Source organism: Streptomyces roseoverticillatus, assembly GCF_000719265.1.
GTDB lineage: Bacteria > Actinomycetota > Actinomycetes > Streptomycetales > Streptomycetaceae > Streptomyces > Streptomyces roseoverticillatus.
The window spans coordinates 123,226-145,533 of record NZ_JOFL01000017.1 but is presented as its reverse complement, the minus strand read 5'-3'; the positions used below and the strand labels follow the sequence as shown (position 1 = coordinate 145,533).

18 protein-coding genes and 1 riboswitch are annotated in these 22,308 nt (G+C 72.1%); of the genes, 11 read left to right on the top strand and 7 right to left on the bottom strand.

Translation table 11 applies throughout. The annotated features are described in order from the left end of the window. Positions 1 to 4 precede the first annotated feature (4 nt). A complete protein-coding gene (locus IF61_RS0121440; protein WP_030368101.1) occupies positions 5 to 808 on the bottom strand; it encodes an enhanced serine sensitivity protein SseB C-terminal domain-containing protein in 804 nt (267 codons plus the stop codon). 236 nt (positions 809 to 1,044) lie between these two features. Here IF61_RS0121440 and IF61_RS0121435 point away from each other — a divergent pair, with 236 nt between their 5' ends. After that, on the top strand, positions 1,045 to 1,590 hold the full coding sequence (locus IF61_RS0121435; protein ID WP_030368100.1) for a hypothetical protein: 546 nt from the start codon (positions 1,045 to 1,047) through the stop codon (positions 1,588 to 1,590). A gap of 22 nt (positions 1,591 to 1,612) precedes the next feature. On the opposite strand, the gene IF61_RS0121430 is transcribed toward IF61_RS0121435, so the two are convergent. Beyond that, the gene (locus tag IF61_RS0121430) at positions 1,613 to 2,281 is read right to left on the bottom strand and encodes an AAA family ATPase (RefSeq protein WP_078660388.1); all 669 of its coding nucleotides are present in this window, start codon (positions 2,279 to 2,281) and stop codon (positions 1,613 to 1,615) included. Positions 2,282 to 2,445: 164 nt separating this feature from the next. Next, positions 2,446 to 2,553, top strand: a riboswitch (glycine riboswitch). Positions 2,554 to 2,702: 149 nt separating this feature from the next. Between IF61_RS0121430 and gcvT the strand changes: the two genes are divergently transcribed. From gcvT to IF61_RS0121410, 4 genes are all read left to right on the top strand, one after another. Next, on the top strand, positions 2,703 to 3,818 hold the full coding sequence (gene gcvT / locus IF61_RS0121425) for a glycine cleavage system aminomethyltransferase GcvT (RefSeq protein WP_030368098.1): 1,116 nt from the start codon (positions 2,703 to 2,705) through the stop codon (positions 3,816 to 3,818). 100 nt (positions 3,819 to 3,918) lie between these two features. Further along, complete coding sequence (gene gcvH, locus IF61_RS0121420; RefSeq protein WP_030368097.1) at positions 3,919 to 4,299, top strand: glycine cleavage system protein GcvH; 381 nt, start codon at positions 3,919 to 3,921, stop codon at positions 4,297 to 4,299. Between the two features lie 46 nt (positions 4,300 to 4,345). Continuing rightward, positions 4,346 to 5,608: a serine hydroxymethyltransferase gene (gene glyA, locus IF61_RS0121415; protein ID WP_030368096.1), complete on the top strand. Its 1,263-nt coding sequence runs from the start codon at positions 4,346 to 4,348 to the stop codon at positions 5,606 to 5,608. A gap of 185 nt (positions 5,609 to 5,793) precedes the next feature. Next, positions 5,794 to 7,176 (top strand): L-serine ammonia-lyase, encoded by a 1,383-nt coding sequence (locus IF61_RS0121410; protein ID WP_030368095.1) that lies wholly within the window; start codon positions 5,794 to 5,796, stop codon positions 7,174 to 7,176. 180 nt (positions 7,177 to 7,356) lie between these two features. Here the strand turns inward: IF61_RS0121410 and IF61_RS0121405 are convergent, their stop codons facing one another. Next, positions 7,357 to 8,199, bottom strand: coding sequence for an SCO4651 family lipoprotein (locus IF61_RS0121405; RefSeq protein ID WP_157848646.1), 843 nt, complete (start codon positions 8,197 to 8,199; stop codon positions 7,357 to 7,359). 183 nt (positions 8,200 to 8,382) lie between these two features. Here IF61_RS0121405 and IF61_RS0121400 point away from each other — a divergent pair, with 183 nt between their 5' ends. Further along, positions 8,383 to 8,952 carry an RICIN domain-containing protein gene (locus IF61_RS0121400; RefSeq protein WP_030368093.1) on the top strand — a complete coding sequence of 190 codons (570 nt, stop codon included), beginning with the start codon at positions 8,383 to 8,385 and terminating at the stop codon, positions 8,950 to 8,952. A 47-nt stretch (positions 8,953 to 8,999) separates the two neighbouring features. After that, on the top strand, positions 9,000 to 9,311 hold the full coding sequence (locus tag IF61_RS0121395) for a hypothetical protein (protein ID WP_030368092.1): 312 nt from the start codon (positions 9,000 to 9,002) through the stop codon (positions 9,309 to 9,311). A 35-nt stretch (positions 9,312 to 9,346) separates the two neighbouring features. Here IF61_RS0121395 and IF61_RS0121390 read toward each other — a convergent pair whose 3' ends face one another. From IF61_RS0121390 to IF61_RS0121375, 4 genes are all read right to left on the bottom strand, one after another. Continuing rightward, positions 9,347 to 9,562 carry an EF-hand domain-containing protein gene (locus IF61_RS0121390; protein WP_030368091.1) on the bottom strand — a complete coding sequence of 72 codons (216 nt, stop codon included), beginning with the start codon at positions 9,560 to 9,562 and terminating at the stop codon, positions 9,347 to 9,349. A 404-nt stretch (positions 9,563 to 9,966) separates the two neighbouring features. Then, positions 9,967 to 10,539 (bottom strand): ATP-binding protein, encoded by a 573-nt coding sequence (locus IF61_RS0121385; protein ID WP_397945258.1) that lies wholly within the window; start codon positions 10,537 to 10,539, stop codon positions 9,967 to 9,969. A gap of 246 nt (positions 10,540 to 10,785) precedes the next feature. Next, positions 10,786 to 11,553, bottom strand: a complete 768-nt coding sequence (locus IF61_RS0121380) for an enoyl-CoA hydratase/isomerase family protein (protein WP_030368089.1) — start codon at positions 11,551 to 11,553, stop codon at positions 10,786 to 10,788. Between the two features lie 107 nt (positions 11,554 to 11,660). Continuing rightward, positions 11,661 to 12,830: a L,D-transpeptidase gene (locus tag IF61_RS0121375; protein WP_107043093.1), complete on the bottom strand. Its 1,170-nt coding sequence runs from the start codon at positions 12,828 to 12,830 to the stop codon at positions 11,661 to 11,663. A gap of 428 nt (positions 12,831 to 13,258) precedes the next feature. Here IF61_RS0121375 and glgX point away from each other — a divergent pair, with 428 nt between their 5' ends. The 4 genes from glgX (at position 13,259) to IF61_RS0121355 (ending at position 22,284) form a co-directional block, all read left to right on the top strand. Continuing rightward, positions 13,259 to 15,643, top strand: a complete 2,385-nt coding sequence (glgX, locus tag IF61_RS0121370; protein WP_052392896.1) for a glycogen debranching protein GlgX — start codon at positions 13,259 to 13,261, stop codon at positions 15,641 to 15,643. A 62-nt stretch (positions 15,644 to 15,705) separates the two neighbouring features. After that, on the top strand, positions 15,706 to 17,619 hold the full coding sequence (locus IF61_RS0121365) for an ABC transporter ATP-binding protein (RefSeq protein ID WP_052392895.1): 1,914 nt from the start codon (positions 15,706 to 15,708) through the stop codon (positions 17,617 to 17,619). Then, positions 17,616 to 19,475, top strand: coding sequence for an ABC transporter ATP-binding protein (locus IF61_RS0121360; RefSeq protein WP_030368085.1), 1,860 nt, complete (start codon positions 17,616 to 17,618; stop codon positions 19,473 to 19,475). Before IF61_RS0121365 ends, IF61_RS0121360 begins: the two co-directional genes overlap by 4 nt. Before the next feature lie 577 nt (positions 19,476 to 20,052). After that, positions 20,053 to 22,284 carry a M4 family metallopeptidase gene (locus IF61_RS0121355; protein ID WP_052392905.1) on the top strand — a complete coding sequence of 744 codons (2,232 nt, stop codon included), beginning with the start codon at positions 20,053 to 20,055 and terminating at the stop codon, positions 22,282 to 22,284. The last annotated feature ends 24 nt before the right edge of the window (positions 22,285 to 22,308 follow it).

Sequence of the window (22,308 nt, the reverse complement as noted above, 5' to 3'; positions counted from 1 at the left end):
GGAGTCACAGGTCGCGGTCGTAGAACGGGCGGATCCGGTCCCGCATCCAGTCGCCGACCGGGTCCCGCGCGACGTCCAGGAAGACCAGCTGGACGGGCCAGGGCACGGGCACGGAGCCGAGGGCGCGGCCGAGGGCTTCGTGCGCCGCGGTGCGGCTCTCCGGGTCCGGCAGGTCCAGCTCGACGCCGACGAACAGCGCGGGGGCGGCGCCCTCGACGGCGGCGAGGGCGCGGCGCGCCGTCCGGACGGCCCGGGCGGCGGTGAACTCCAGGCCCGCGGCGGCCAGGAAGGCCGTCGGCTCGTCCTGCCAGTCGGGCTCGAAGAGCCGCACCCGGCCGCCGGTGGCGTCGCCGTCGAGGAGGGTGCGGCCGGCCCGGCACAGCTCGGCGACGGCCGGCGGGGGCAGCGGGGCGCCCACGGAGCCCTCGGGGTTGACGACGATGCCCACCTGCGGGGGCAGGCCGCGGGCGAACTCGACGGCCGGCGCGACCGCGTACGGCATGCGCTCGCCCGCGACGCGCAGGAGCTCGCCCTCGGAGCTGAAGACGGGCACGAAGGCCGCGCCGCCGAGCTCCAGCGTGGGCACGTCGAGGTCGGGGCTGTCCGGGCCGCCGCCGGCCGGAAGCGGAATCCAGACGTGGCTGCGGCCGAGCGCCTCCACGATGCGGGGGCCCGCGCCGGGCACGCCCACGGAGGCGGCGAGCACCTCTTCCAGCTCGTTGGCGGGCCAGGCGGGCGCACTGTCTGCGGGCGTGCCGCTGCCGGCGGGGGCCGGGGCCCGGCCGCCGTGCTGCCCGGGAATGCTCATCTCGTCCAACTCGTCCAACCACCGTCTCGACAAGGCCGCACCCGCACCCTAACGGCTGAACCCCCGGCCGCTCCCGCCGGCTGCCGAAATCGGCGGTGATGTCCCAGGTCAGGGCGGCCCGGGCAGGCGGTCACCCACTCCCGTCACGGCACTTACCGTGGCCACCGGGTTGCGCAGAGCCACCATGCGTCCCACGGTGATCGGACAGCCTCCCGACAGCCGAAGGGACCTCCAGCATGCGTGTCAACAAGTTCGCCGCGTCGGCGATAGCCGTCGCCGCCTGTGGTTCCGTGGCCGTGGCCGTCGCGGGCCCCTCCCTCGCCGCCGTGAACGCCCCGGATCCCGACATGTCCGTGGTCGTGGCGCCGTCCGAGGTGCCGAAGGCGGCGGTCCAGCAGCAGCTCGACGCCGTGGGGCAGCTGGGGGAAGTGCTCACCCTGCTCTCCCGGATCGGCAAGGAGGCGCAGTCGAAGACGCCGGACGTGGCCGCGCTCAAGGAGATGCAGCAGCGGCTGCAGGCGGCGACGGGGCGCCTCTCGGACTCCCTGAGGACCTCCCCGCCCGCCAGGGGGCGCCCGGCGACGGACCCCGTGGGCGACGTCCACGACCTGCTGAAGAAGCTGGCGGCGGCGGTCCAGAAGCTCGTCGGGGCGGTGGAGAAGAAGGACAGGGCGGGCGTCCAGGCGGCGATCACCGAGGCCCTGGCCGTCGTGAAGGACCTCCTGTCCAAACTCCCCCTGACGGGCGACGGCATGCCCCTGCCGGTACCGCTGCCGCTGTAGGCGGCTTCGGTGCCGGCCGCGGTCACGCGAACGCGATCTCCCCGAGCGCGTCCACCGCCCCGCGGTCCAGCAGGATCACCGACGCCACCCCCGCCGGCGGCCGGCCCTCCGCGACCTCGGTGGTCAGCCGGGCCATCGCCCGCCGGTGCCGCCCGAACGCGTGCGGCGAGACGCCCCGGCCCCGCGCCGCCTGCCCGGCCAGCGCCGTGCCCGGGGGCACGTCGAGGAGCAGGAGGTGGGCCGCCGCGCCCCGGCGGCGGGCGTCGCGCGCGACCCAGCGGCGCACCCACCCCCGCTGCCCGCAGTCGTGCACGACGACGCTCGCACCGGAGCGCAGGGCGCGCCGCAGCGCCGCGTAGTGGGCGAGCCGGGCGAACGGCCGGTACGCGCTGTAGGGGAGCCAGCCGGGCGCGCGCCGCTCCAGCCGCTCCCGGGCGTCCTGGGAGTCGACGCACCAGACGATCCCGTCCCGGGCGTCGAGCGCGGCCACCGCGCGCCGGATGAGCGTGGACTTCCCGCTCCCGGGCAGCCCGGAGACGATCAGCAGGTCGCCCACGGGGAAGCGCAGTTCCCCGCGGCCCGCTCCGCCGCGCAGGTCCAGCACCCCGGCCCGGGGCCGCGCCGCAGGCAGCGGGCCGCCCTCCGCCGCGGCGGCCGTGCCCGCTGTCGGTGCTGTCGGTGCTGTTCCCATCGGTTCTGCCTCTCCCCCGGCCCGGTCACTGCCCGTCACCAGCCCTTACCCACCGAACGTAAAGGCAAGGTAATCGAATTCGAGGGGCGCCAGGCAGTCCGTATCGCGCTCGTACGTGCAATGATGTGCGCGCCAACTGCGAATCCAACTGCATACCGGCCGCTCGAATCCGCGCGGGAGAGTCCCAGGCTGCACGCCACGCCGTGTGCGCTGGGCGCCGAAGGAGCAAGTTCCTCCCTTGAATCTCTCAGGCCCCGTACCGCGCGGACGAGGCAGATCTGAAAAGCGGGCCGCACCACGTGCGGCTCCACCCAAGGTGCAAGCCGGGCTCCCGCGTGTCGCGGCGGCTTCCGGTGAACCTCTCAGGTTCCGATGACAGATGGGGAGGACGTCCTCACTGCCATGTCCGGGAGCCCACACCATGACAGACACCCCTCGCCGCACCGCCCTCGACGCCCTGCACCGCGAGCTCGGCGCGACCATGACCGACTTCGCCGGCTGGGACATGCCGCTGCGTTACGGAAGCGAGCGCGACGAGCACGTCGCGGTCCGCACCCGCGCGGGCCTCTTCGACCTCTCGCACATGGGCGAGATCACCGTGACCGGCCCGCAGGCCGCCGCCCTGCTGGACTTCGCCCTGGTGGGCAACATAGGGAGCGTCGCCACCGGCCGCGCCCGCTACACAATGATCTGCCGTGAGGACGGCGGCATCCTCGACGACCTGATCGTCTACCGCCTCGCCGACACCGAGTACATGGTCGTGGCCAACGCCTCCAACGCGCAGACCGTGCTCGACGCGCTGACCGGGCGGGCCGCCGGCTTCGACGCGGAGGTCCGCGACGACCGCGACGCGTACGCCCTGCTCGCCGTCCAGGGCCCGGAGTCGCCGGGCATCCTGAAGTCGCTGACCGACGCCGACCTGGACGGCCTGAAGTACTACGCGGGCCTGCCGGGCACCGTCGCGGGCGTGCCGGCCCTCATCGCCCGCACGGGCTACACGGGTGAGGACGGCTTCGAGCTGTTCGTGGCCCCCGGTGACGCCGAGAAGCTGTGGAAGGCCCTCACGGAGGCGGGCGCGGACGCCGGCCTCGTGCCGTGCGGGCTCTCCTGCCGCGACACGCTGCGCCTGGAGGCGGGCATGCCGCTGTACGGCCACGAGCTGACGACCGCGACCACCCCGTTCGACGCGGGCCTGGGGCGGGTCGTGAAGTTCGAGAAGGAGGGCGACTTCGTGGGCCGCGCCGCGCTGCAGGCGGCCGCGGAGCGCGCCGAGGCGCAGCCGCCGCGCAAGCTCGTCGGGCTGATCGCCGAGGGCCGCCGCGTCCCGCGCGCCGGCTTCGCGGTGGTGGCCGGCGGCGAGACCGTCGGCGAGGTCACCTCCGGTGCCCCCTCCCCCACGCTCGGCAAGCCGATCGCGATCGCCTACGTGGACGCGGCGCACGCCGCGCCCGGCACGCCGGGCGTGGGCGTGGACATCCGCGGCAGCCACGAGCCGTACGAGGTCGTCGCCCTGCCCTTCTACAAGCGGCAGCGCTGATCGCCCGGGGGGGGCGCCCGTAGATCATCCGGACCCCCTCCGTTCTCACCTGTCAAGACCCGTTGCACAAGCACTCACGCGCATCCAGGAGAATCTAGCCATGAGCAACCCCCAGCAGCTGCGCTACAGCAAGGAGCACGAGTGGCTGTCGGCCGTCGACGCGGACGGCGTGGCCACGGTCGGCATCACCGAGTTCGCCGCGAACTCGCTCGGTGACGTCGTCTACGCCCAGCTCCCGGCCGTCGGTGACACCGTCACCGCGGGCGAGTCCTGCGGCGAGCTGGAGTCGACCAAGTCGGTCAGCGACCTGTACTCCCCGGTGACCGGCGAGGTCATCGCGGCCAACCAGGACGTCGTGGACGACCCCGCGCTGGTGAACTCCGCCCCCTTCGAGGGCGGCTGGCTGTTCAAGGTGAAGATCACGGACGAGCCGGCGGACCTCCTCTCCGCCGCCGCGTACGACGCCCTCACCGCAGGCTGACCTCGCCCTCACCTCCTCCTCCGCCCAGGAAGTCCAGGAAGAACTCATGTCGCTTCTGAACAGCTCCCTCCATGAGCTCGACCCCGACGTCGCCGCCGCTGTCGACGCCGAACTCCACCGCCAGCAGTCCACCCTCGAAATGATCGCCTCGGAGAACTTCGCTCCGGTCGCGGTCATGGAGGCCCAGGGCTCGGTCCTCACCAACAAGTACGCCGAGGGCTACCCCGGCCGCCGCTACTACGGTGGCTGCGAGCACGTCGATGTCGTCGAGCAGATCGCCATCGACCGGATCAAGGCGCTCTTCGGTGCCGAGCACGCGAACGTCCAGCCGCACTCCGGCGCACAGGCCAACGCCGCCGCGATGTTCGCGCTGATCAAGCCGGGCGACACCATCCTGGGTCTGAACCTCGCCCACGGCGGGCACCTGACCCACGGCATGAAGATCAACTTCTCCGGCAAGCTCTACAACGTGGTCGCCTACCACGTCGACGAGCAGACCAACCTGGTCGACATGGAGGAGGTCGAGCGCCTCGCCAAGGAGCACCGCCCGAAGCTGATCGTCGCCGGCTGGTCCGCGTACCCGCGCCAGCTGGACTTCGCGGCCTTCCGCCGGATCGCCGACGAGGTCGGCGCGTACCTGATGGTCGACATGGCCCACTTCGCGGGCCTCGTCGCCGCCGGGCTGCACCCCTCCCCGGTGCCGCACGCGCACGTCGTGACCACCACCACGCACAAGACCCTCGGCGGTCCGCGCGGTGGTGTGATCCTCTCCACGGCCGACCTGGCCAAGAAGATCAACTCTGCCGTCTTCCCCGGTCAGCAGGGTGGTCCGCTGGAGCACGTGATCGCCGCGAAGGCCGTCTCCTTCAAGGTCGCGGCCAGCGAGGAGTTCAAGGAGCGCCAGCAGCGTACGCTGGAGGGCGCGAAGATCCTGGCCGAGCGCCTGATGCAGGCCGACGTCACCGAGGTGGGCGTCTCCGTCCTCTCCGGCGGCACGGACGTGCACCTGGTGCTGGTGGACCTGCGCAACTCCGAGCTGGACGGCCAGCAGGCCGAGGACCGCCTCCACGAGGTCGGGATCACGGTCAACCGGAACGCCATCCCGAACGACCCGCGGCCCCCGATGGTCACCTCGGGTCTGCGGATCGGCACCCCGGCGCTGGCCACCCGCGGCTTCCAGGCCGAGGACTTCCGTGAGGTTGCCGACATCATCGCCGAGGCGCTGAAGCCGTCGTACGACGCGGAAGCCCTGCGCGGCCGCGTCACGGCCCTGGCGGACAAGCACCCGCTGTACCCCGGCCTGAAGTAACACATCGGCATCCGATTCACCCGCATGTACGGGGCACCGGGCACACTGAAGAGTGAGCGCCCGGTGCCCCGCACCACGCGCCCCCGTACTACCGGGTGCGCCCCCGGGATTCCTACCGGGTGCGCCCCGTGCTCGACCCCCCGGCACCACCCGTACCACCTCCAAGCAGACAGGGAGCAGCCACCGTGGCCATCTCCGTTTTCGATCTCTTCTCGATCGGCATAGGCCCGTCCAGCTCCCACACGGTCGGCCCCATGCGGGCCGCGCTGATGTTCACGCGGCGGCTGAAGAACGAGGGCCTGCTGGCCCACACCACGTCCGTCCGCGCCGAGCTCTTCGGCTCCCTCGGCGCCACCGGCCACGGCCACGGCACGCCGAAGGCCGTCCTGCTGGGCCTGGAGGGCTACTCCCCGCGCACGGTCGACGTCGAGCTGGCGGACACCGAGGTCGAGCGGATCCGCGAGTCGAAGCGGCTGCGGCTGCTCGGCGCGGAGATCGGCAGCACCCACGAGATCGACTTCGACGAGTCGACCCAGCTGATCCTGCACCGCCGCCGCTCCCTGCCGTACCACGCCAACGGCATGACCCTCTTCGCCTACGACGAGGCCGGCGCCCCCCTGCTGGAGAAGACCTACTACTCGGTCGGCGGCGGCTTCGTCGTGGACGAGGACGCGGTCGGCGAGGACCGCATCAAGCTCGACGACACCGTGCTGAAGTACCCCTTCCGCACCGGTGACGAGCTGCTGCGCATGTCCCGCGAGTCCGGCCTGTCGATCTCCGCGATGATGATGGAGAACGAGAAGGCCTGGCGCACGGAGACGGAGATCCGCGAGGGCCTCCTGGAGATCTGGCGCGTGATGCAGGCGTGCGTGTCGCGCGGCATGTCCCGCGAGGGCATCCTGCCGGGCGGCCTGAAGGTCCGCCGCCGCGCCGCGAACTCCGCCCGCCAGCTGCGCGCCGAGGGCGACCCGCAGGCCCGCGCCATGGAGTGGATCACGATCTACGCCATGGCCGTCAACGAGGAGAACGCCGCGGGCGGCCGCGTCGTGACCGCCCCCACCAACGGCGCCGCGGGCATCATCCCGGCCGTCCTGCACTACTACATGAACTTCGTGCCGGGCGCGGACGAGGACGGCATCGTCCGCTTCCTGCTCGCCGCCGGTGCGATCGGCCTGCTCTTCAAGGAGAACGCCTCGATCTCCGGCGCCGAGGTCGGCTGCCAGGGCGAGGTCGGCTCCGCCTGCTCCATGGCCTCCGGCGGCCTCGCCGAGGTCCTCGGCGGCTCCCCCGAGCAGGTGGAGAACGCCGCGGAGATCGGCATGGAGCACAACCTGGGCCTGACCTGCGACCCGGTCGGCGGCCTGGTCCAGATCCCGTGCATCGAGCGCAACGGCATGGCCGCCGCGAAGGCGGTCACCGCGGCCCGCATGGCCCTGCGCGGCGACGGCCGGCACCACGTCTCCCTCGACAAGGTCATCAAGACCATGAAGGAGACGGGCGCGGACATGAGCGTCAAGTACAAGGAGACGGCGCGCGGCGGGCTCGCCGTGAACATCATCGAGTGCTGAGACCGCAGCCCGGTCACGGGCCCTGACAGCGCGTTGCGCCTTACGGCACTGTCAGGGCCTGTCTTGCGCCTCGACCCCCGCCCTGCGAACCGTCGATTTCCGGTGATCGCAACGGGGAGAGACTGCGCAAGAGACCGGTGCGCGAGAAGCTGACAGGGCGCCCCGTCATGTCCGGAGAAGCTACTTCTGCTTCTTCATCTCGGCCTCCAGGACCTCCTTCTCGGTCGCCGTCTCGGCGGCCGGCGGGGGCTTGATGCCCAGGTCCGCGCCCCAGTCGCGGTACTCGTCGGTCCGGCGGTACTCGCCCTTGGAGCCCTTGCCCGACTCCTCGGTCTTCGCGACCACGCCGTCCTTGTCGACCCAGACGGTGAGGACGGCCTTCTCCACGCCCTCCTGCTTCCACTGCTTCACCGTGAAGTCGCGGTCCTTCTCCTGCATCGCGTCGCCCTTGTACGCGGCGAGCTCCGACACGACGACCGTGCCCTGGAAGCGGGCCGCGCGGCGGCCGCCGACCGTCTCGACGCCCGTGTTCTTCGCGTCCTTGGAGGTGGCGAGGGCCGACGTCAGCCGGACGAAGAGCTCCGTCGAAGGGTCCTTGCTCTTGTCGGCTCCCTCGATGCTGAACGTCCACCACTTCTTGCCGGGGACCTTCTCCCCGTTGAAGTACATCTTGTCGTTCAGGGTGATCATGCGGCTGATGCCGTCGGGGAGCTCGGCCGTCTTCGGGCCCACGTCCTTCTTCTCGGAGGCGTGGGGCTTCACCTGGAACGCGCCCTCGGTGACGTACTCGCCGTCCTGGTCCTTGCTCGTCCCCTGGGTGCGGTAGGTGTTCTGCTGCGCCCCCTTGGCCGCGGCCGTCTTGAGCGTGGCGGCCGGGTCAGCCGCCTTGAGCGCCTTGTCCGCACCGCCGTCGCTCTTCCCACCGCCGGAGCCCGCCGCCTCGTCGCCGCCCCCGCACGCCGCCAGGCTCAGGGCCAGCGCGATCCCGGTGGCCGCCACAACGCTCTTACGTATCGCCTTCAAGGGCCTTAACTATCCTTTGTCCGCACTTCGTAAAGTTTTGGCCAGGATATCCCGGGTGATCACAGGTCGCGAGCGAAAATGACCATGACCGGAAACAGCGTGTCAGCTCACCGGTGCTGTCAGTAATCTCAACGCCCTCGTTCCGTTCCATTCCGTTCACCGAATGATCGAGGAGCCCTCGCCATGCGCCACCCCCTCCGCGCCACCGCAGCGATCCTCGGCGCCGTCGCCGCCCTCGGCGTCACGGCACCCATGGCCGGCGCCGACGCCCCGTCCACGCCCCCGGCGCCCGCCGGTGCCGTGCGCATCCACAACGGCGCGCTCGGCGGCTGCCTGACCGTCGAAGGGGCCGGCTACCGCGACCCGCGCGGCGCCCTGCGGCCGTGGCTGGTGGCCCTGCAGCCGTGCCGGGAGTCCGAGCGGGCCGCCCAGACCTGGTTCTACAGCCCGGCCACGCACCAGTTCTCGTCACAGGCCCAGCCGTACCGCTGCATCGGCGCGGGCGACGGCAGACCGGGCGCGCTGCTCGTCACCGTGCCGTGCGACGCGGACGCGGCGGGGCAGCGCTTCCGCACCGAGCGGACCGGCTCGGGCGAGCGGCAGAAGGTCGTCGCGGAGGAGGGCGGCCGGATCTGGGAGCAGGCCGCGCACCGCACCGGCACCTCGCGCGACGCCACGGGCGAGGGGGTGCGGACGGTGCGCGACGCGGGCTCCGCGGGCGCGGAGCGGAGCTGGCTCCTCAGCCGCGGCTGAGAGGCGCGGGGGCCGGGTTGTCAGTGGCGGCGGTTACGCTCGCAGGCATGAGTTACGCAGACCTGCGCGAACTCCAGAGCGCGCTCACCACCGCCTCGGACATCGCCTTCTCCCTCGACGCCGCCGCGCCCGCACCCCATGAGGCCGAGCAGCTGGTGGACGCCCTGCGCAGGGCGCTGACCGCCGCGAGCGCCCTGGGCGGCGGGCTGGGGGCCACGGGCTGCTCGGAGCATCCCAAGGGCCCCGTGGATCCCCTGTACGGGGACAAGAGCGACCCCCTGCCGCCGGGCTGGGGCCGGTGCCTGCTGTGCAACGACCGGCGGCGGCGGGCCGGGGCGCAGCGGCGCGGCTGGCGCTGACCCGGCCGCGGCGGCACAACCCGTCTCCGTACGGGTCAGTCCTTGTTGACGGACGCCCAGAACTCGTCGAAGGACATCAGGCGGTCGCCGTTGGCGTCCTTGGAGTCGATGATCGACTGGGCGACGGTCTCGGTGACGAAGTGGTCGCCGAGCTGCGCCATGGCCTTCTTGTACTCGGCGGCCGTGACGAACCCGTCCCCGTCGATGTCGAACTTGGCGAACGTCTCGCGTGCGCTCTCGATGTCAGCCATAAGAGCCTCCCCTTGGTGTGGTGTTCGGTTGTGCCGATGTGACCGGCACAGATTAGCGGCCCCCTCGGGGAAGTCTGATCACAGTCAGATATCACTCTCTGTGATATCGCATAAAAATAAGCGTTCCCCATGATCTATTCGTGAAATTCAAGGCGCGTGGCCCAGCTCACCTTTGATTCCAGAAGAAAATGACCCGCCTTGCCCGAATTGAACGGATAGCCGTTTTGGCTGGAACGCGCCCCGTCTGCCATAGTCGGAAGCCACGACCCTCATTGACCCGAGCCAGGTCGTCAGCACGCCGCGGAACACACCCCAATTCTCCGCGGCGCACGAAGAGGCCCCCGCCCCGTCGCACGCCGACGGATGGGGGCCTCTTCGTTTGCGGGCACCGGCCTCGCGGGATGTCAGCGGTCGGCGACGCGCATCTCGAACCACGTGGTCTTGCCGCGCGCCAGCAGGTCCACTCCCCAGCGGTCGGAGAGCTTGTCGACGAGGAACAGGCCGCGGCCGGTGGTGTCGAGCTCGTGCACGGGCATGAGGCAGGGCAGCCCGCGTGAGGGGTCGCGGACCTCTATGCGCAGCCAGCCCCTCCGGCGCAGCATCCGCAGGCCGAAATAGCGTGCGCCGGTGTGCCGGACGGCATTGCCGACGAGCTCGGACACCAGCAGGACGGCGTGCTCGGTCAGTTGGCCCGAGAGGCCCCAGTGGCGCAGCACCACGGTCTGGGTGAGCCGTCGCGCGGCGACGGCGGACTCGGGGCGGGAGGGCAGCTGCACCTCGCCCTGCGTGGGGTTGCCGTACAGATCGAGCGCCCTGAGCGCCAGTTCATCCTCTACGGTCGGCGACCACCGGACAGCGGCTGTGCCTCCCCGCTGCCGTGGCTGCTCCGTTCCCTCCAGGCCCGCCATGCCCCCATCATGGCCGCCGCAAGCACACCCGGGGCCGGAACTCAGGGATTCACCTGACCGGAAGGACAGCCTCCGAGACCTCGCCGCGACATATGCCAAGGGCAGGCGATCTCCCTGGAAAACCCGGCTGACCTGCGGCGACCACAGCCTCCGAAGAGAGCGCCGAAAGCGGCCGGAAGGGCCGGCGCGCGAAGGCGTGCACAGCGCGTAATTCCCCCACAAGAGGCACCCCGGGGCTGGACACCGGCACGACCGTGCGTCAACGCCGCCGGTTGGCGGCGGCCCCTTCCGCAGGCGCCGCCAACCGGCCCGAGGTCAGATGAACTTGGCCTTACCCGGCCCGTCCTCGACAAAGCTGCGCATACCGATCTCGCGATCCTCGGTCGCGAACAGCCCGGCGAACCAGTTCCGTTCGATGGCGAGGCCGGTGTCGATGTCGGTCTCCAGACCGGTGTCCACGGCCTCCTTGGCGGCGCGCAGCGCCAGCGAGGGGCCGGCGGCGAGCCGCGCCGCCCACGCGTGCGCCTGCTCGTACACCTCGGCGGCGGGCACGACGCGGTCGACCAGGCCGAGGGAGAGGGCCTCGTCGGCCTTGACCTGACGGCCGGTGAAGATGAGGTCCTTGGCCTTGGACGGGCCGATCAGGCGGGACAGCCGCTGGGTGCCGCCCGCGCCGGGGATCAGGCCGAGCAGGATCTCGGGCTGGCCGAGCTTGGCGTTGTCGGCGGCGATGCGGAAGTCGGCGCAGAGCGCGAGCTCGCAGCCGCCGCCGAGGGCGTAGCCGGTGACGGCGGCGACGACCGGCTTGGGGATGCGGGCGACGGCGGTGAAGGAGTCCTGGAGCCCGCGGGACCGCGCCACCATCGCGGCGTGGTCCATCTTCTGCATCTCCTTGATGTCCGCGCCGGCCGCGAACACCTTCTCCCCGCCCCACAGGACGACGGCCCGGACGTCGTCGCGGTGGGTGGTCTCCTCGGCGAGCTCGCGCAGCCGGTCCTGGGTGGCGATGTCGAGCGCGTTCATCGGGGGGCGGTCCAGGCGGATGGTGCCCACGCCGTCGGCAACCTCAAGATGCACAGTCATGGCGCTCAGGTTAGTACTGGTTAACGGCCGGTGGCCCGGTGCGCTCGGTCACGAGCGCACCGGGCCACCGGCACCGGATGAAGAGGTGAAGAGACGTTTCCTTAGGCTCAGCCGGCCTGGGGGCTGCTCTTGCCCCACTCCGACCACGGCAGGTTCCAGCCGTTGAGGCCGTTGTCCGGCTTGATCGTCTTGTCGTCGGAGTTCTTGACGATCACGACGTCACCGATGAGGGAGTTGTTGAAGAACCAGGCGGCCGGGGTGTTCGGGTCACCGCCGCCGCGCTCGTCCTCCAGGCCCACGCAGCCGTGGCTGGCGTTCGCCGAGCCGAAGGTGCCCGAGCCGGACCAGTAGTTGCCGTGCAGGAAGGTGCCGGAGGTGGACAGGCGCATCGCGTGGGGCACATCGGGGATGTCGTACTCGCCCTTGCCGTCACTTCCCGTGAAGCCGACGGTGGCGCCGTTCATGCGCGTCACCTCGTGCTTCTCGCTGATGACCATCTGGCCGTTGTACGTGGGGTTGGCGGGGGCGCCGGCGGAGATCGGGATGGTCTTGAAGACCTTGCCGTCGCGCTCGACCACCATCTGGTGGGACTTGGCGTCGACCGTGCTGACCTGGCTGCGGCCGACGGTGAACTTCAGGGTCTTCGACTGCGAGCCGTACACGCCCGGGCGGCCCTGGACGCCGTCGAGGTTCAGGTCGACCGTCACCTTGGTGCCGGCCGCCCAGTACTTCTCGGGGCGGAAGTCGAGGCGGTCGTTGCCGAACCAGTGGCCCTTGACCTCGACGGCCGGCTCGGTGGTCACCTTGACGGCCCGCTCGACGGCCTTGGCGTCGGTGATGCCGCGGCTGAAATTGATCGATACGGGCATGCCCACGCCGACCGTGCTGCCGTCCTCCGGCGTGAAGTAGCCGACGAAGGTGTTCTGCGGCGTGAGCGTCGTGAACGACGCGTGCTTGGCCGACGGACGGCCGTCCTTGTCCTTGGCCAGCGCGTCGACCGTGTACTGCGTGGAGGCGCCGAGGTGCGCCGTGGGCTCCCAGGCCTTCCCGCCGTCGGTGATCTTGCCCTCGACCGTGCGGCCCTTGGCGTCGGCGACCTTGACCGACGTCAGGCTGCCCTTGTCCACGGTCACCTTGAGCTTGCCGGACGTCTCGACGTTCTTCTCTCCGTCGTTCGGCGCGATGGCCACGACGGCCTCCGACGGGCCGTCCGGCACCTTCTTGGCGCCGCCCTTCTTCCCGTCGTCGTCACCGCCACAGGCCGTGACCAGCAGCATCAGCGCGCCGAGCAGCAGCGCGAACAGCCCCTTGCGCCGGGCTGCGCGCCTGCTCGGTATCAGCTGCACGTTCAAATCGGTTGTCTCCCCTCGCACGGCCCGCGGCCACGCGGCGCCCCCGAAGCGCGGCTCACGCGCTGGCGTTAGATAACCACAGGGCTCCGGCGCCGCAGACCCGTGCAATGTCACCGTTCGGTCCCAAATGGGAACGGTGGTACGAGATATGCGGCGGGGGTGATCCCCGTGGCTGAAGGTGAGCATCATAATCCGGCCACCTGGATGCTCCGGCCCGGGGTGACGGAGGACGCGACCCGGTGAGCGCGCGCGTGCTTCTGGGCAGAACTGGGGGCAAGGACGAGGACCGCCGCCGCCCGGCACGGGACGCCGGGCGCCCGGCGCGCTGCCCGCGAGCCGCCGGAGGCGAAGACGTGTCGAGCGCACCCGAGCAAGAGGCGGAACGGGGAGACGAGTTCGATGGCGGCCGGGCCCGGCGCCCCGCGACCCGGCCGGAGGCCCGCGGCGCCCCGGTCAACGGCCGGCCCCGCCCGGACGCGGCCCTGCGGCCGCTGCGCGGCCCCGCCGTGTGGCCCGGCAGCCCCGAGCCGCTCGGGGCCCGCTTCAAGCCCGCCGCCGGGGGCGCGCCGGCGGGGACGAACTTCGCCCTGTGGGCCGGCGGGGCGGAGGCCGTCGAGCTGTGCTTGTTCGACGGCGGGCCCGGCGACGGAGGGGAGGCCTCCGCGGAGGGCGCCCCGGAGGGCGGGATACGGCTGCCCCTCACCGAGCTGACGCACGAGATATGGCACGGTTTCGTGCCCGGCGTCCTGCCCGGCCGCCGCTACGGCTACCGCGTCCACGGCCGCTGGGACCCCTGGACGGGCGCCCGCTGGAACCCCGCCAAGCTGCTCCTGGACCCCTACGCCCGGGCCGTCGACGGCGACTTCTCGCTGCCCCCCGAGGTCTACGGGCACGTGCGGGACTGGCCCCAGCAGCACGTGGCCGACACCGTCCGCGACGAGCGCGACTCGGCCCCGTACGTCCCCAAGGGCGTGGTCGTGGCGGACGGCGACGACTGGGCGGACGACCAGCGACCCAAGACGCCGTGGCCCGACTCGGTCATCTACGAGCTGCATGTGCGCGGCTTCACCAAGCTCCACCCGGGGGTGCCCGAGGAGCTGCGCGGCACGTACGCCGGGCTCGGGCACCCGGCGGCCGTCGCGCACCTGGTGCGGCTCGGGGTGACGGCGGTGGAGCTGCTGCCGGTGCACCAGTTCGCGCACGAGGACCACCTGCTGCGGCGCGGGCTGCGCAACTACTGGGGCTACAACTCCATCGGCTACTTCGCGCCGCACGCCGGCTACGCGGCGACCGGGACGGACGGCCGGCAGGTGGGCGAGTTCAAGCGCATGGTGCGGGCCCTGCACGCGGCCGGCATCGAGGTGATCCTGGACGTGGTCTACAACCACACCGCCGAGGGCGGCGAGCTGGGCCCCATGCTGTCCCTGAAGGGCATAGACAACCGCCGCTACTACCGGCTCCAGGCCGACCGCCGCCGCTACGCGGACTACACCGGCTGCGGCAACACCCTGCACGTCGTCCAGCCGAACGTCCTGCGGCTGATCACCGACTCCCTGCGCTACTGGGTGACGGAGATGGGCGTCGACGGCTTCCGCTTCGACCTGGCGGCGGCCCTCGCCCGCTCCATGCACGACGTCGACATGCTCTCGCCGTTCCTGGCCGTCATCGCCCAGGACCCGGTGCTGCGCCGGGTCAAGCTGATAGCCGAGCCGTGGGACGTGGGCTCGGGCGGCTACCAGGTCGGTTCCTTCCCGCCGCTGTGGACCGAGTGGAACGACCGCTACCGCGACGCCGTCCGGGACTACTGGCGCGGCGCCCTGCCCGACGTGCGCGACCTCGGCTACCGGCTGTCGGGCTCCAGCGACCTCTACGCCTGGGGCGGCCGGCGGCCGTACGCCTCCGTCAACTTCGTCACCGCCCACGACGGCTTCACGCTGCGCGACCTGGTGAGCTACGAGCAGAAGCACAACGAGGCCAACGGCGAGGGCAACCGCGACGGCACCGACGGCAACCGGTCCTGGAACTGCGGCGCGGAGGGCCCGGCGGACGACCCGGCGGTGCTGGCCCTGCGGCGGCGGCAGCTGCGGAACCTGCTGACCACGCTGCTGCTGTCCACCGGGGTGCCGATGCTGGTCGCGGGCGACGAGATGGGCCGCACCCAGGGCGGCAACAACAACGCCTACTGCCAGGACAACGAGACCAGCTGGACCGACTGGTCGCTGCTGTCGGACCCCGGCTGGCGCGCGCTCACCGAACTGTGCGGCCGGCTCCTCGCGCTGCGCCGCGCGCACCCCGTGCTGCGCAGCCGCGCCTTCTTCTCCGGCCGGCCGCGGAGCGCGGACGGGCTGCGGGACCTGGCCTGGTTCACGGCCGCGGGCACGGAGATGACGGAGGCCGACTGGTACGCGCCGGCGGCGACGCTCGGGATGTTCCTGTCGGGGCGCGACATCCCGCAGCGCGGGCCGCAGGGCGAGCCGGTCACGGACGACAGCTTCCTCGCCGTGCTCCACGCGGGGGCGCAGGACGTGGCGTTCATGCTGCCGGGCCCGCCGTGGGCGGACGCGTACGAGCTGCTCGTGGACACGGCGCGGGAGGAGCAGGGGGCGGCGCCGGGCGAGCGGCGGGCGGCCGGGACGCGCGTCACGGTGGGAGCGCGTTCGGTGCTCGTGTGGCGGGTGACGACGGGGAGTTCCGAGGGACCGGAACCGGGACCGGAGCCTCCAATTCCGTTGTCGTGAGCGGGACTTAGGCACAAAAACCGAGTGAGCGATGTCAGTGGCGAACCGTAGTCTCGCTCCTGATGACAGAGACCCATGAACCCCCCGAACCTCCCCGTCCGAACGGGGGCCGGTCCGCCGTCCGCTCGCTGCTGCGCCTGTGGCCCTACGTGCGCCCCGTGCGCGGCAGGCTGGTCACGGCCGCGGCGGTGACCGTCGTCGCGTCGTGCGCCGGCCTCGCGATCCCGCTCGCGCTCAAGTGGATCGTGGACGGCCCGGTCGCCGGCGGCGACCCGTCCGGCGTGTGGCTGGGCGGCGGGCTGGTGCTCCTGCTCGGGCTGCTGGAGGCGTCGCTGTTCGCGGTGCGCCGGTTCGTCACCGCGCGCCCGCTGGCGCGGGTCGAGGCGGACATGCGGGCGGACCTCTACCGGCACCTGCAGCGGCTGCCGGTCGCCTTCCACGACCGGTGGGCTTCGGGCCAGCTGCTCTCGCGGAGCACCACGGACCTGACGCTGCTGCGCATCTTCCTCGCCTTTCCCCTGACCTTCCTGCTGGTCAACGGAGCGACGATCGTGGCGGGCTTCGTCGTCCTGCTGATACAGCAGTGGGTGCTGGGGCTGGTGCTGCTCGCCCCGGTGGTGCCGCTGGTGATCATCTGCGCGTATTTCGAGGAGCGCTACTCCCGGGCCGCGCGCACCGCCCAGGACCAGTCCGGCGACCTCGCGACGGTCGTCGAGGAGAGCGTGCTCGGCATCCGCATCATCAAGGGCTTCGGCCGCCACCGCGGCCAGGAGAAGGCCTTCGCCGCGCTCGCCGGCCGGCTGCGCGGCACCGAGCTGCACAAGGCCCATCTGCTGGGGCTGCTCTGGGCGTTCATCATGAGCCTGCCGGAGCTGGCGATCGGCGCGGCACTGGTGCTCGGCGTGCTGCAAGTCGCCGACGGCGAGCTGTCGGCGGGCACGCTGGTGGCGTTCCTGTCGACGGCCCTGGCGCTGCGCTGGCCGGTGGAGTCGATGGGCTTCCTGATCGCGATCTCCAACGAGGCGGCCACGGCCGCCGACCGCTACTTCGAGGTCATGGACACCCCCGCCCCGCGGCAGGAAGCCGCCTCGCAGGTCGCAAGCCCGCCGCCGCGGGAGACGCCGCAGGAGGCGCCGCGGGAGACGCCGCGGGAGACGCCGCGGGAGACGCCGCGGGAGACGCCGCGCGAGAGATCCGGCCTGCGCCTGGAGGGCGTCGGCTTCCGCTATCCCGACGCCCCCGCGGGCGCCCCGCCCGTCCTGGACGGCGTCGACCTGCACATCCGGGCCGGCGAGACGATGGCCCTCGTCGGCACGACGGGCAGCGGCAAGACGACCCTGACCGCCCTCGTCCCCCGCCTCCATGAGGCGACGTCCGGGCGGATCACCCTGGACGGCCGGGACATCGCCGCCATGCCGCGCGAGCGCCTCCGCGAGCTGGTCTCCGTGGCCTTCGAGGACCCGACGCTGTTCTCCGCGAGCGTCGGGGAGAACGTGCTGATGGGCGCCGAGGGCGGCGGCGAGGCCGAGCTGCGGCGCGCGCTGCAGGTCGCCCAGGCCGGTTTCGTCGACTCCCTGCCGGAGGGCACCCGCACCCAGGTCGGCGAGCAGGGCCTGAGCCTGTCCGGCGGCCAGCGGCAGCGGCTCGCGCTCGCCCGCGCCGTCGCCGGCGACCCGCGCTTCCTCATCCTGGACGACCCGCTGTCCGCGCTCGACGTGCACACCGAGGCGCTCGTGGAGGCGGCCCTGCGCGAGGTGCTGGCCGGCACGACCGCCCTCGTCGTCGCCCACCGCCCGTCCACGGTCATGCTCGCCGACCGCGTGGCCCTGCTCTCCGGGGGCCGCATCGCCGCCGTCGGCACCCACCACGAACTGCTGCGCACCAACCGGGAGTACGCCTTGCTCATGGCCGGCGACGAGGACCGGGGCGGCGCGGCGGACGCTCCGTACGCACGGCACGAGGGAGGCCGGCGATGACCACCGCCACCGACCAGACCACCACCGAGCCGGAGCGGACGGCCGCCGGGGCCGGCCCCGCGCCGGACGACCCCTTCGGCAAGGACGTCCTGCCCGCCCCCAAGGGCGCCTCCCGGGCGCTGCTGCGCTCGCTGCTCGCCCCCGCCCGCGGCCGCCTCCGGCTGAGCGCCCTCGTGCTGCTGCTCCAGCAGGCTGCCGTCCAGGCGGGCCCCCTCCTCGTGGCCGTCGCCATAGACCGGGCCGTGCCGGCCGTCCGCCGGGGCGACTACGGCCCGCTGATCGCCGTCGGCGTCGCGTACGTGGTGAGCGCCCTGGCCGCGGGCCTGCTGCAGTACGTGTTCATCCGCCTCTCGGCGCGCATCGGCCAGAACGTGCTGCTCGACCTGCGCGGCCGCATCTTCCGCCACGCGCAGACGCTCAGCGTCGACTTCCACGAGCGCTACACCTCGGGGCGGCTCATCTCCCGCGCGACCACGGACGTCGAGTCGATCCGGGAGCTCATCAACGACGGCCTCCAGGAGCTCATCGGAGTCTGCCTGGCCGTCGTGTACATCTCGGTCACCCTGCTCTACCTGGACTGGGGCATCGGCGCCGTGGCCGTGCTCTCGTTCGTGCCGCTCCGGCTGCTGATGCGCTCGTACGACCGGCGTGCGCGGTCGGTCTACCGCCGGCGGTCCACGGCGATCGCCGCGGTGATCGTGAAGTTCACCGAGACCATGAACGGCATCCGGCCGGTCCAGGCGTTCCGCCGCGAGCGCGCCAACGAGAAGCACTTCGCGGAGCTCAACGAGGAGCACAAGGGCGCCAACGTCGGGGCGATGCTGGAGATGGCCCGCTACGTCTTCCTCTCCCGCCTCGTGGCCAACGTGGTGCTGGCCGCCGTCGTCCTGTGGGGTGCGTACCGGGTGGCCGGCGGCGGGCTGGAGCTGGGCGTGCTCGCGGCGGCGGTGCTGTACCTGCGGCGGCTGTACGACCCGATCGACCAGCTGGGCATGTTCCTCAACTCGTACCAGTCGGCGGCGGCCTCGCTCGACAAGATCGCGGGCCTGCTCGCGCAGCGGCCGGGCGTGCCCGAGCCCGCCGAGCCGCGGGAGCTGCCGGAGCGGCGGTCCGGGATGCCCGGCCGCGAGGTCGTCTTCGAGGAGGTGCGCTTCGCCTACCGCACGGGCGGCGAGGTCCTGCCCCGCTTCGACCTGACGCTGCGCGCCGGGCAGACGGTCGCGGTCGTCGGCTCGACGGGCGCCGGCAAGTCCACGCTCGCCAAGCTCCTGGCCCGCTTCTACGACCCCACCGACGGCCGGGTGCTCCTCGACGGCGTGCCGCTGGACGCGCTCGCCGGGCCGGAGCTGCGGCGCGGGGTGGTGATGGTGACGCAGGAGGCGTTCCTGTTCTCCGGCACCGTCGCGGAGAACATCGCCATCGGCCGCCCCGGGGCCACCAGGGCGGAGATCGAGCGGGCGGCGAAGGCCATCGGCGCGCACGACTTCATCGCGGCCCTGCCGGAGGGCTACGACACGGACGTGCGCAAGCGCGGCGGGCGGATCTCCGCGGGCCAGCGCCAGCTGGTGGCGTTCGCGCGGGCGCTGCTCGCCGACCCGGCGGTGCTCATCCTGGACGAGGCCACGTCCTCGCTGGACATCCCGGGCGAGCAGGCGGTGCAGCGCGCGATGGCCACGGTGCTGCGCGGCCGCACGGCGGTGGTCATCGCGCACCGGCTGTCGACGGTCGAGATCGCGGACCGCGTCCTGGTGATGGCCGGAGGCCGCGTGGTGGAGGACGGCTCCCCGGCGGAGCTGATCGCGGGCACGGGCCGGTTCGCGGATCTGCACCGGGCCTGGCGCGACAGCCTGGCCTGACGGTTCGCGCACGGTCACGGAGAACGGTACGGGCTCGCCGCCACGGCGAGCCCGTACCGCTATGCGGACGTCGGTCTTTCGTCAACGGACGGATTCCGGCCAACTTGCCTCCGGGCTCCTGACACGTACATGCCCGCGATGGCACTCTTCCCTCCACTGACGCGCGGCTTCCCCACGGCACCGCCGCCGCGCCGGCAGCGGTCCATCGCTCCATCGGCACGTGCATCGCCTGCGCTCCCCCCGAGGCCCCACGCCTCCCGTTCCCGTCCCGCGGCACCGACCGGCAGCACCCGGCGGCCACCGCGCACGGGAAGCGCAGCGCTCCACCACGTTTCACCGCACCCGCCGCTCCACCGCACCCGCCGGACTCATCGGACTCATCGGATTCACCGGATTCACCGGTTCATCGGCCGGAACCCCGGAGGGGATCCCGACGGGATCCATCGGCCCCGCTCCACCTGTTCTGTTCTGCCTGATCTGCCTCGCAGAAGGAGTCAGCGTGAGACCCACCCCCCAGACCCGACGCTCCCCCCAGAAGAGAGCCGTCGCCGCCGGCGCGCTGGTCGCCGTCTCGGCGATGCTCGCCGTCGGCACCCAGACCGGCACCGCCACGGCCGGCCCGGCCGCCCGGGGCAGCGCCCCGCGCCAGGTCGTCGCCAAGGCCGACCCCGGCGCCCTGCCCGCCAAGCTCACCCCCGCGCAGCGCGCCGAGCTCATACGGCAGGCCGAGGCGGCGAAGGCGGAGACCGCCCGGGCCCTCGGCCTCGGCCCGAACGAGAAGCTGGTCGTCAAGGACGTCGTCAGGGACGTCAACGGCACCGTGCACACCCGCTACGAGCGGACCTACGACGGCCTGCCCGTCCTCGGCGGCGACCTCGTCGTCGACACCGCCAAGGGCGGCAGCCTCAAGAGCGTCGCCAAGGCGACCAAGGCCCGGCTGGCGGTCGCGACGACCACGCCCTCGCTGTCCGCCTCCAGCGCCGAGAAGCAGGCCGTGAAGGCCGCCGGCGCGCAGGGCTCGAAGGCCACGAAGGCCGACAAGGCGCCCCGCAAGATCGTGTGGGCGGCGAAGGGCACCCCGGTCCTCGCCTACGAGACCGTCGTGGGCGGCCTCCAGGAGGACGGCACCCCCAACCAGCTGCACGTCATCACCGACGCGCGGACGGGCGAGAAGCTCTTCGAGTTCCAGGGCGTCAAGCAGGGCACCGGCAACAGCCAGTACAGCGGCCGCGTCACCATCGGCACCTCGCAGTCGGGCGGCTCGTACCAGCTCAATGACGCCTCGCGCGGCGGCCACAAGACGTACAACCTCAACCGCGGCTCCTCCGGCACCGGCACCCTCTTCACCGACGCCGACGACGTGTGGGGCAACGGCACCACCGGCGACCCGGCCACCGCCGGCGTGGACGCGCAGTACGGCGCCCAGCTGACGTGGGACTACTACAAGAACGTGCACGGGCGCAGTGGCATCCGCGGTGACGGCGTCGGCGCGTACAGCCGCGTCCACTACGGCAGCAACTACGTCAACGCCTTCTGGTCGGACGACTGCTTCTGCATGACCTACGGCGACGGCTCCGGCAACTCCAAGCCGCTCACCTCGATCGACGTGGCCGCGCACGAGATGACGCACGGCGTCACCTCGGCCACCGCCAACCTCAACTACGCCGGCGAGTCCGGCGGCCTCAACGAGGCCACCTCGGACATCTTCGCCGCCGCGGTCGAGTTCTGGGCCGACAACCCCAACGACGTGGGCGACTACCTCGTCGGCGAGAAGATCAACATCAATGGCAACGGCACCCCGCTGCGCTACATGGACAAGCCCAGCAAGGACGGCCGTTCCAAGGACGCCTGGTACTCGGGCCTCGGCGGCATCGACGTGCACTACTCGTCCGGCCCCGCCAACCACTGGTTCTACCTCGCCTCCGAGGGCAGCGGCGCCAAGGTGATCAACGGCGTCTCGTACGACTCGCCGACCTCCGACGGCCTGCCCGTGACCGGCATCGGCCGCGACAACGCCGCGAAGATCTGGTTCAAGGCGCTCACCGGGCGCATGCAGTCCACCACCGACTACGCCGGGGCGCGCGAGGCGACGCTGTGGGCCGCGGGCGAGCTCTTCGGCGTGGGCAGCGACACGTACAACAACGTGGCCAACGCATGGGCCGCGATCAACGTCGGCAGCCGGGCCACCCCCGGGACCGGGGTCAACGTCACGGCCCCCGGTGACCAGACGAGCATCGTGAACACCGCCGTCTCCTTGCAGATCAAGGCCACCAGCGGCACCGCCGGCTCCCTGAGCTACTCGGCCACCGGCCTGCCCGCCGGCCTGTCGATCAACGCCTCCACCGGCCTGATCTCCGGCACGCCGACCACCACCGGCACCAGCAACGTGACCGTCACGGTCAAGGACTCCGCCGGCAAGTCCGGCAGCGCGTCCTTCAAGTGGACCGTGAACACCACGGGCGGCGGCAGCGTCTTCGAGAGCACCAGCCCCGTCGCCATCCCCGACGCGGGTGCCGCCGTGACCTCGCCGATCGTCGTCACGCGCAGCGGCAACGGCTCCTCCGCCCTGAAGGTGGACGTGAACATCACGCACACCTACCGCGGTGACCTGCAGATCGACCTCGTCGCGCCCGACGGCAAGACGTGGCGGCTGAAGGACACGGACTCCTGGGACTCCGCGGCGGACGTGAAGGAGACCTACACGGTCGACGCGTCGGCGGTCTCGGCGCCCGGCACGTGGAAGCTTTCGGTGCAGGACGTGTACTCGTCCGACACCGGCACGATCAACGGCTGGAAGCTGAGCTTCTGATAGTCCCGCCCCTGCGGGCCGTAT

Coding starts and splice junctions, on each gene's coding strand:
- IF61_RS0121440 (WP_030368101.1), bottom strand. CDS start 808: ATGAGCATTCCCGGGCAGCACGGCGGCCGGGCCCCGGCCCCCGCCGGC.
- IF61_RS0121435 (WP_030368100.1), top strand. CDS start 1,045: ATGCGTGTCAACAAGTTCGCCGCGTCGGCGATAGCCGTCGCCGCCTGT.
- IF61_RS0121430 (WP_078660388.1), bottom strand. CDS start 2,281: ATGGGAACAGCACCGACAGCACCGACAGCGGGCACGGCCGCCGCGGCG.
- gcvT (WP_030368098.1), top strand. CDS start 2,703: ATGACAGACACCCCTCGCCGCACCGCCCTCGACGCCCTGCACCGCGAG.
- gcvH (WP_030368097.1), top strand. CDS start 3,919: ATGAGCAACCCCCAGCAGCTGCGCTACAGCAAGGAGCACGAGTGGCTG.
- glyA (WP_030368096.1), top strand. CDS start 4,346: ATGTCGCTTCTGAACAGCTCCCTCCATGAGCTCGACCCCGACGTCGCC.
- IF61_RS0121400 (WP_030368093.1), top strand. CDS start 8,383: ATGCGCCACCCCCTCCGCGCCACCGCAGCGATCCTCGGCGCCGTCGCC.
- IF61_RS0121395 (WP_030368092.1), top strand. CDS start 9,000: ATGAGTTACGCAGACCTGCGCGAACTCCAGAGCGCGCTCACCACCGCC.
- IF61_RS0121390 (WP_030368091.1), bottom strand. CDS start 9,562: ATGGCTGACATCGAGAGCGCACGCGAGACGTTCGCCAAGTTCGACATC.
- IF61_RS0121380 (WP_030368089.1), bottom strand. CDS start 11,553: ATGACTGTGCATCTTGAGGTTGCCGACGGCGTGGGCACCATCCGCCTG.
- IF61_RS0121375 (WP_107043093.1), bottom strand. CDS start 12,830: ATGCTGCTGGTCACGGCCTGTGGCGGTGACGACGACGGGAAGAAGGGC.
- IF61_RS0121365 (WP_052392895.1), top strand. CDS start 15,706: ATGACAGAGACCCATGAACCCCCCGAACCTCCCCGTCCGAACGGGGGC.
- IF61_RS0121360 (WP_030368085.1), top strand. CDS start 17,616: ATGACCACCGCCACCGACCAGACCACCACCGAGCCGGAGCGGACGGCC.
- IF61_RS0121355 (WP_052392905.1), top strand. CDS start 20,053: ATGCTCGCCGTCGGCACCCAGACCGGCACCGCCACGGCCGGCCCGGCC.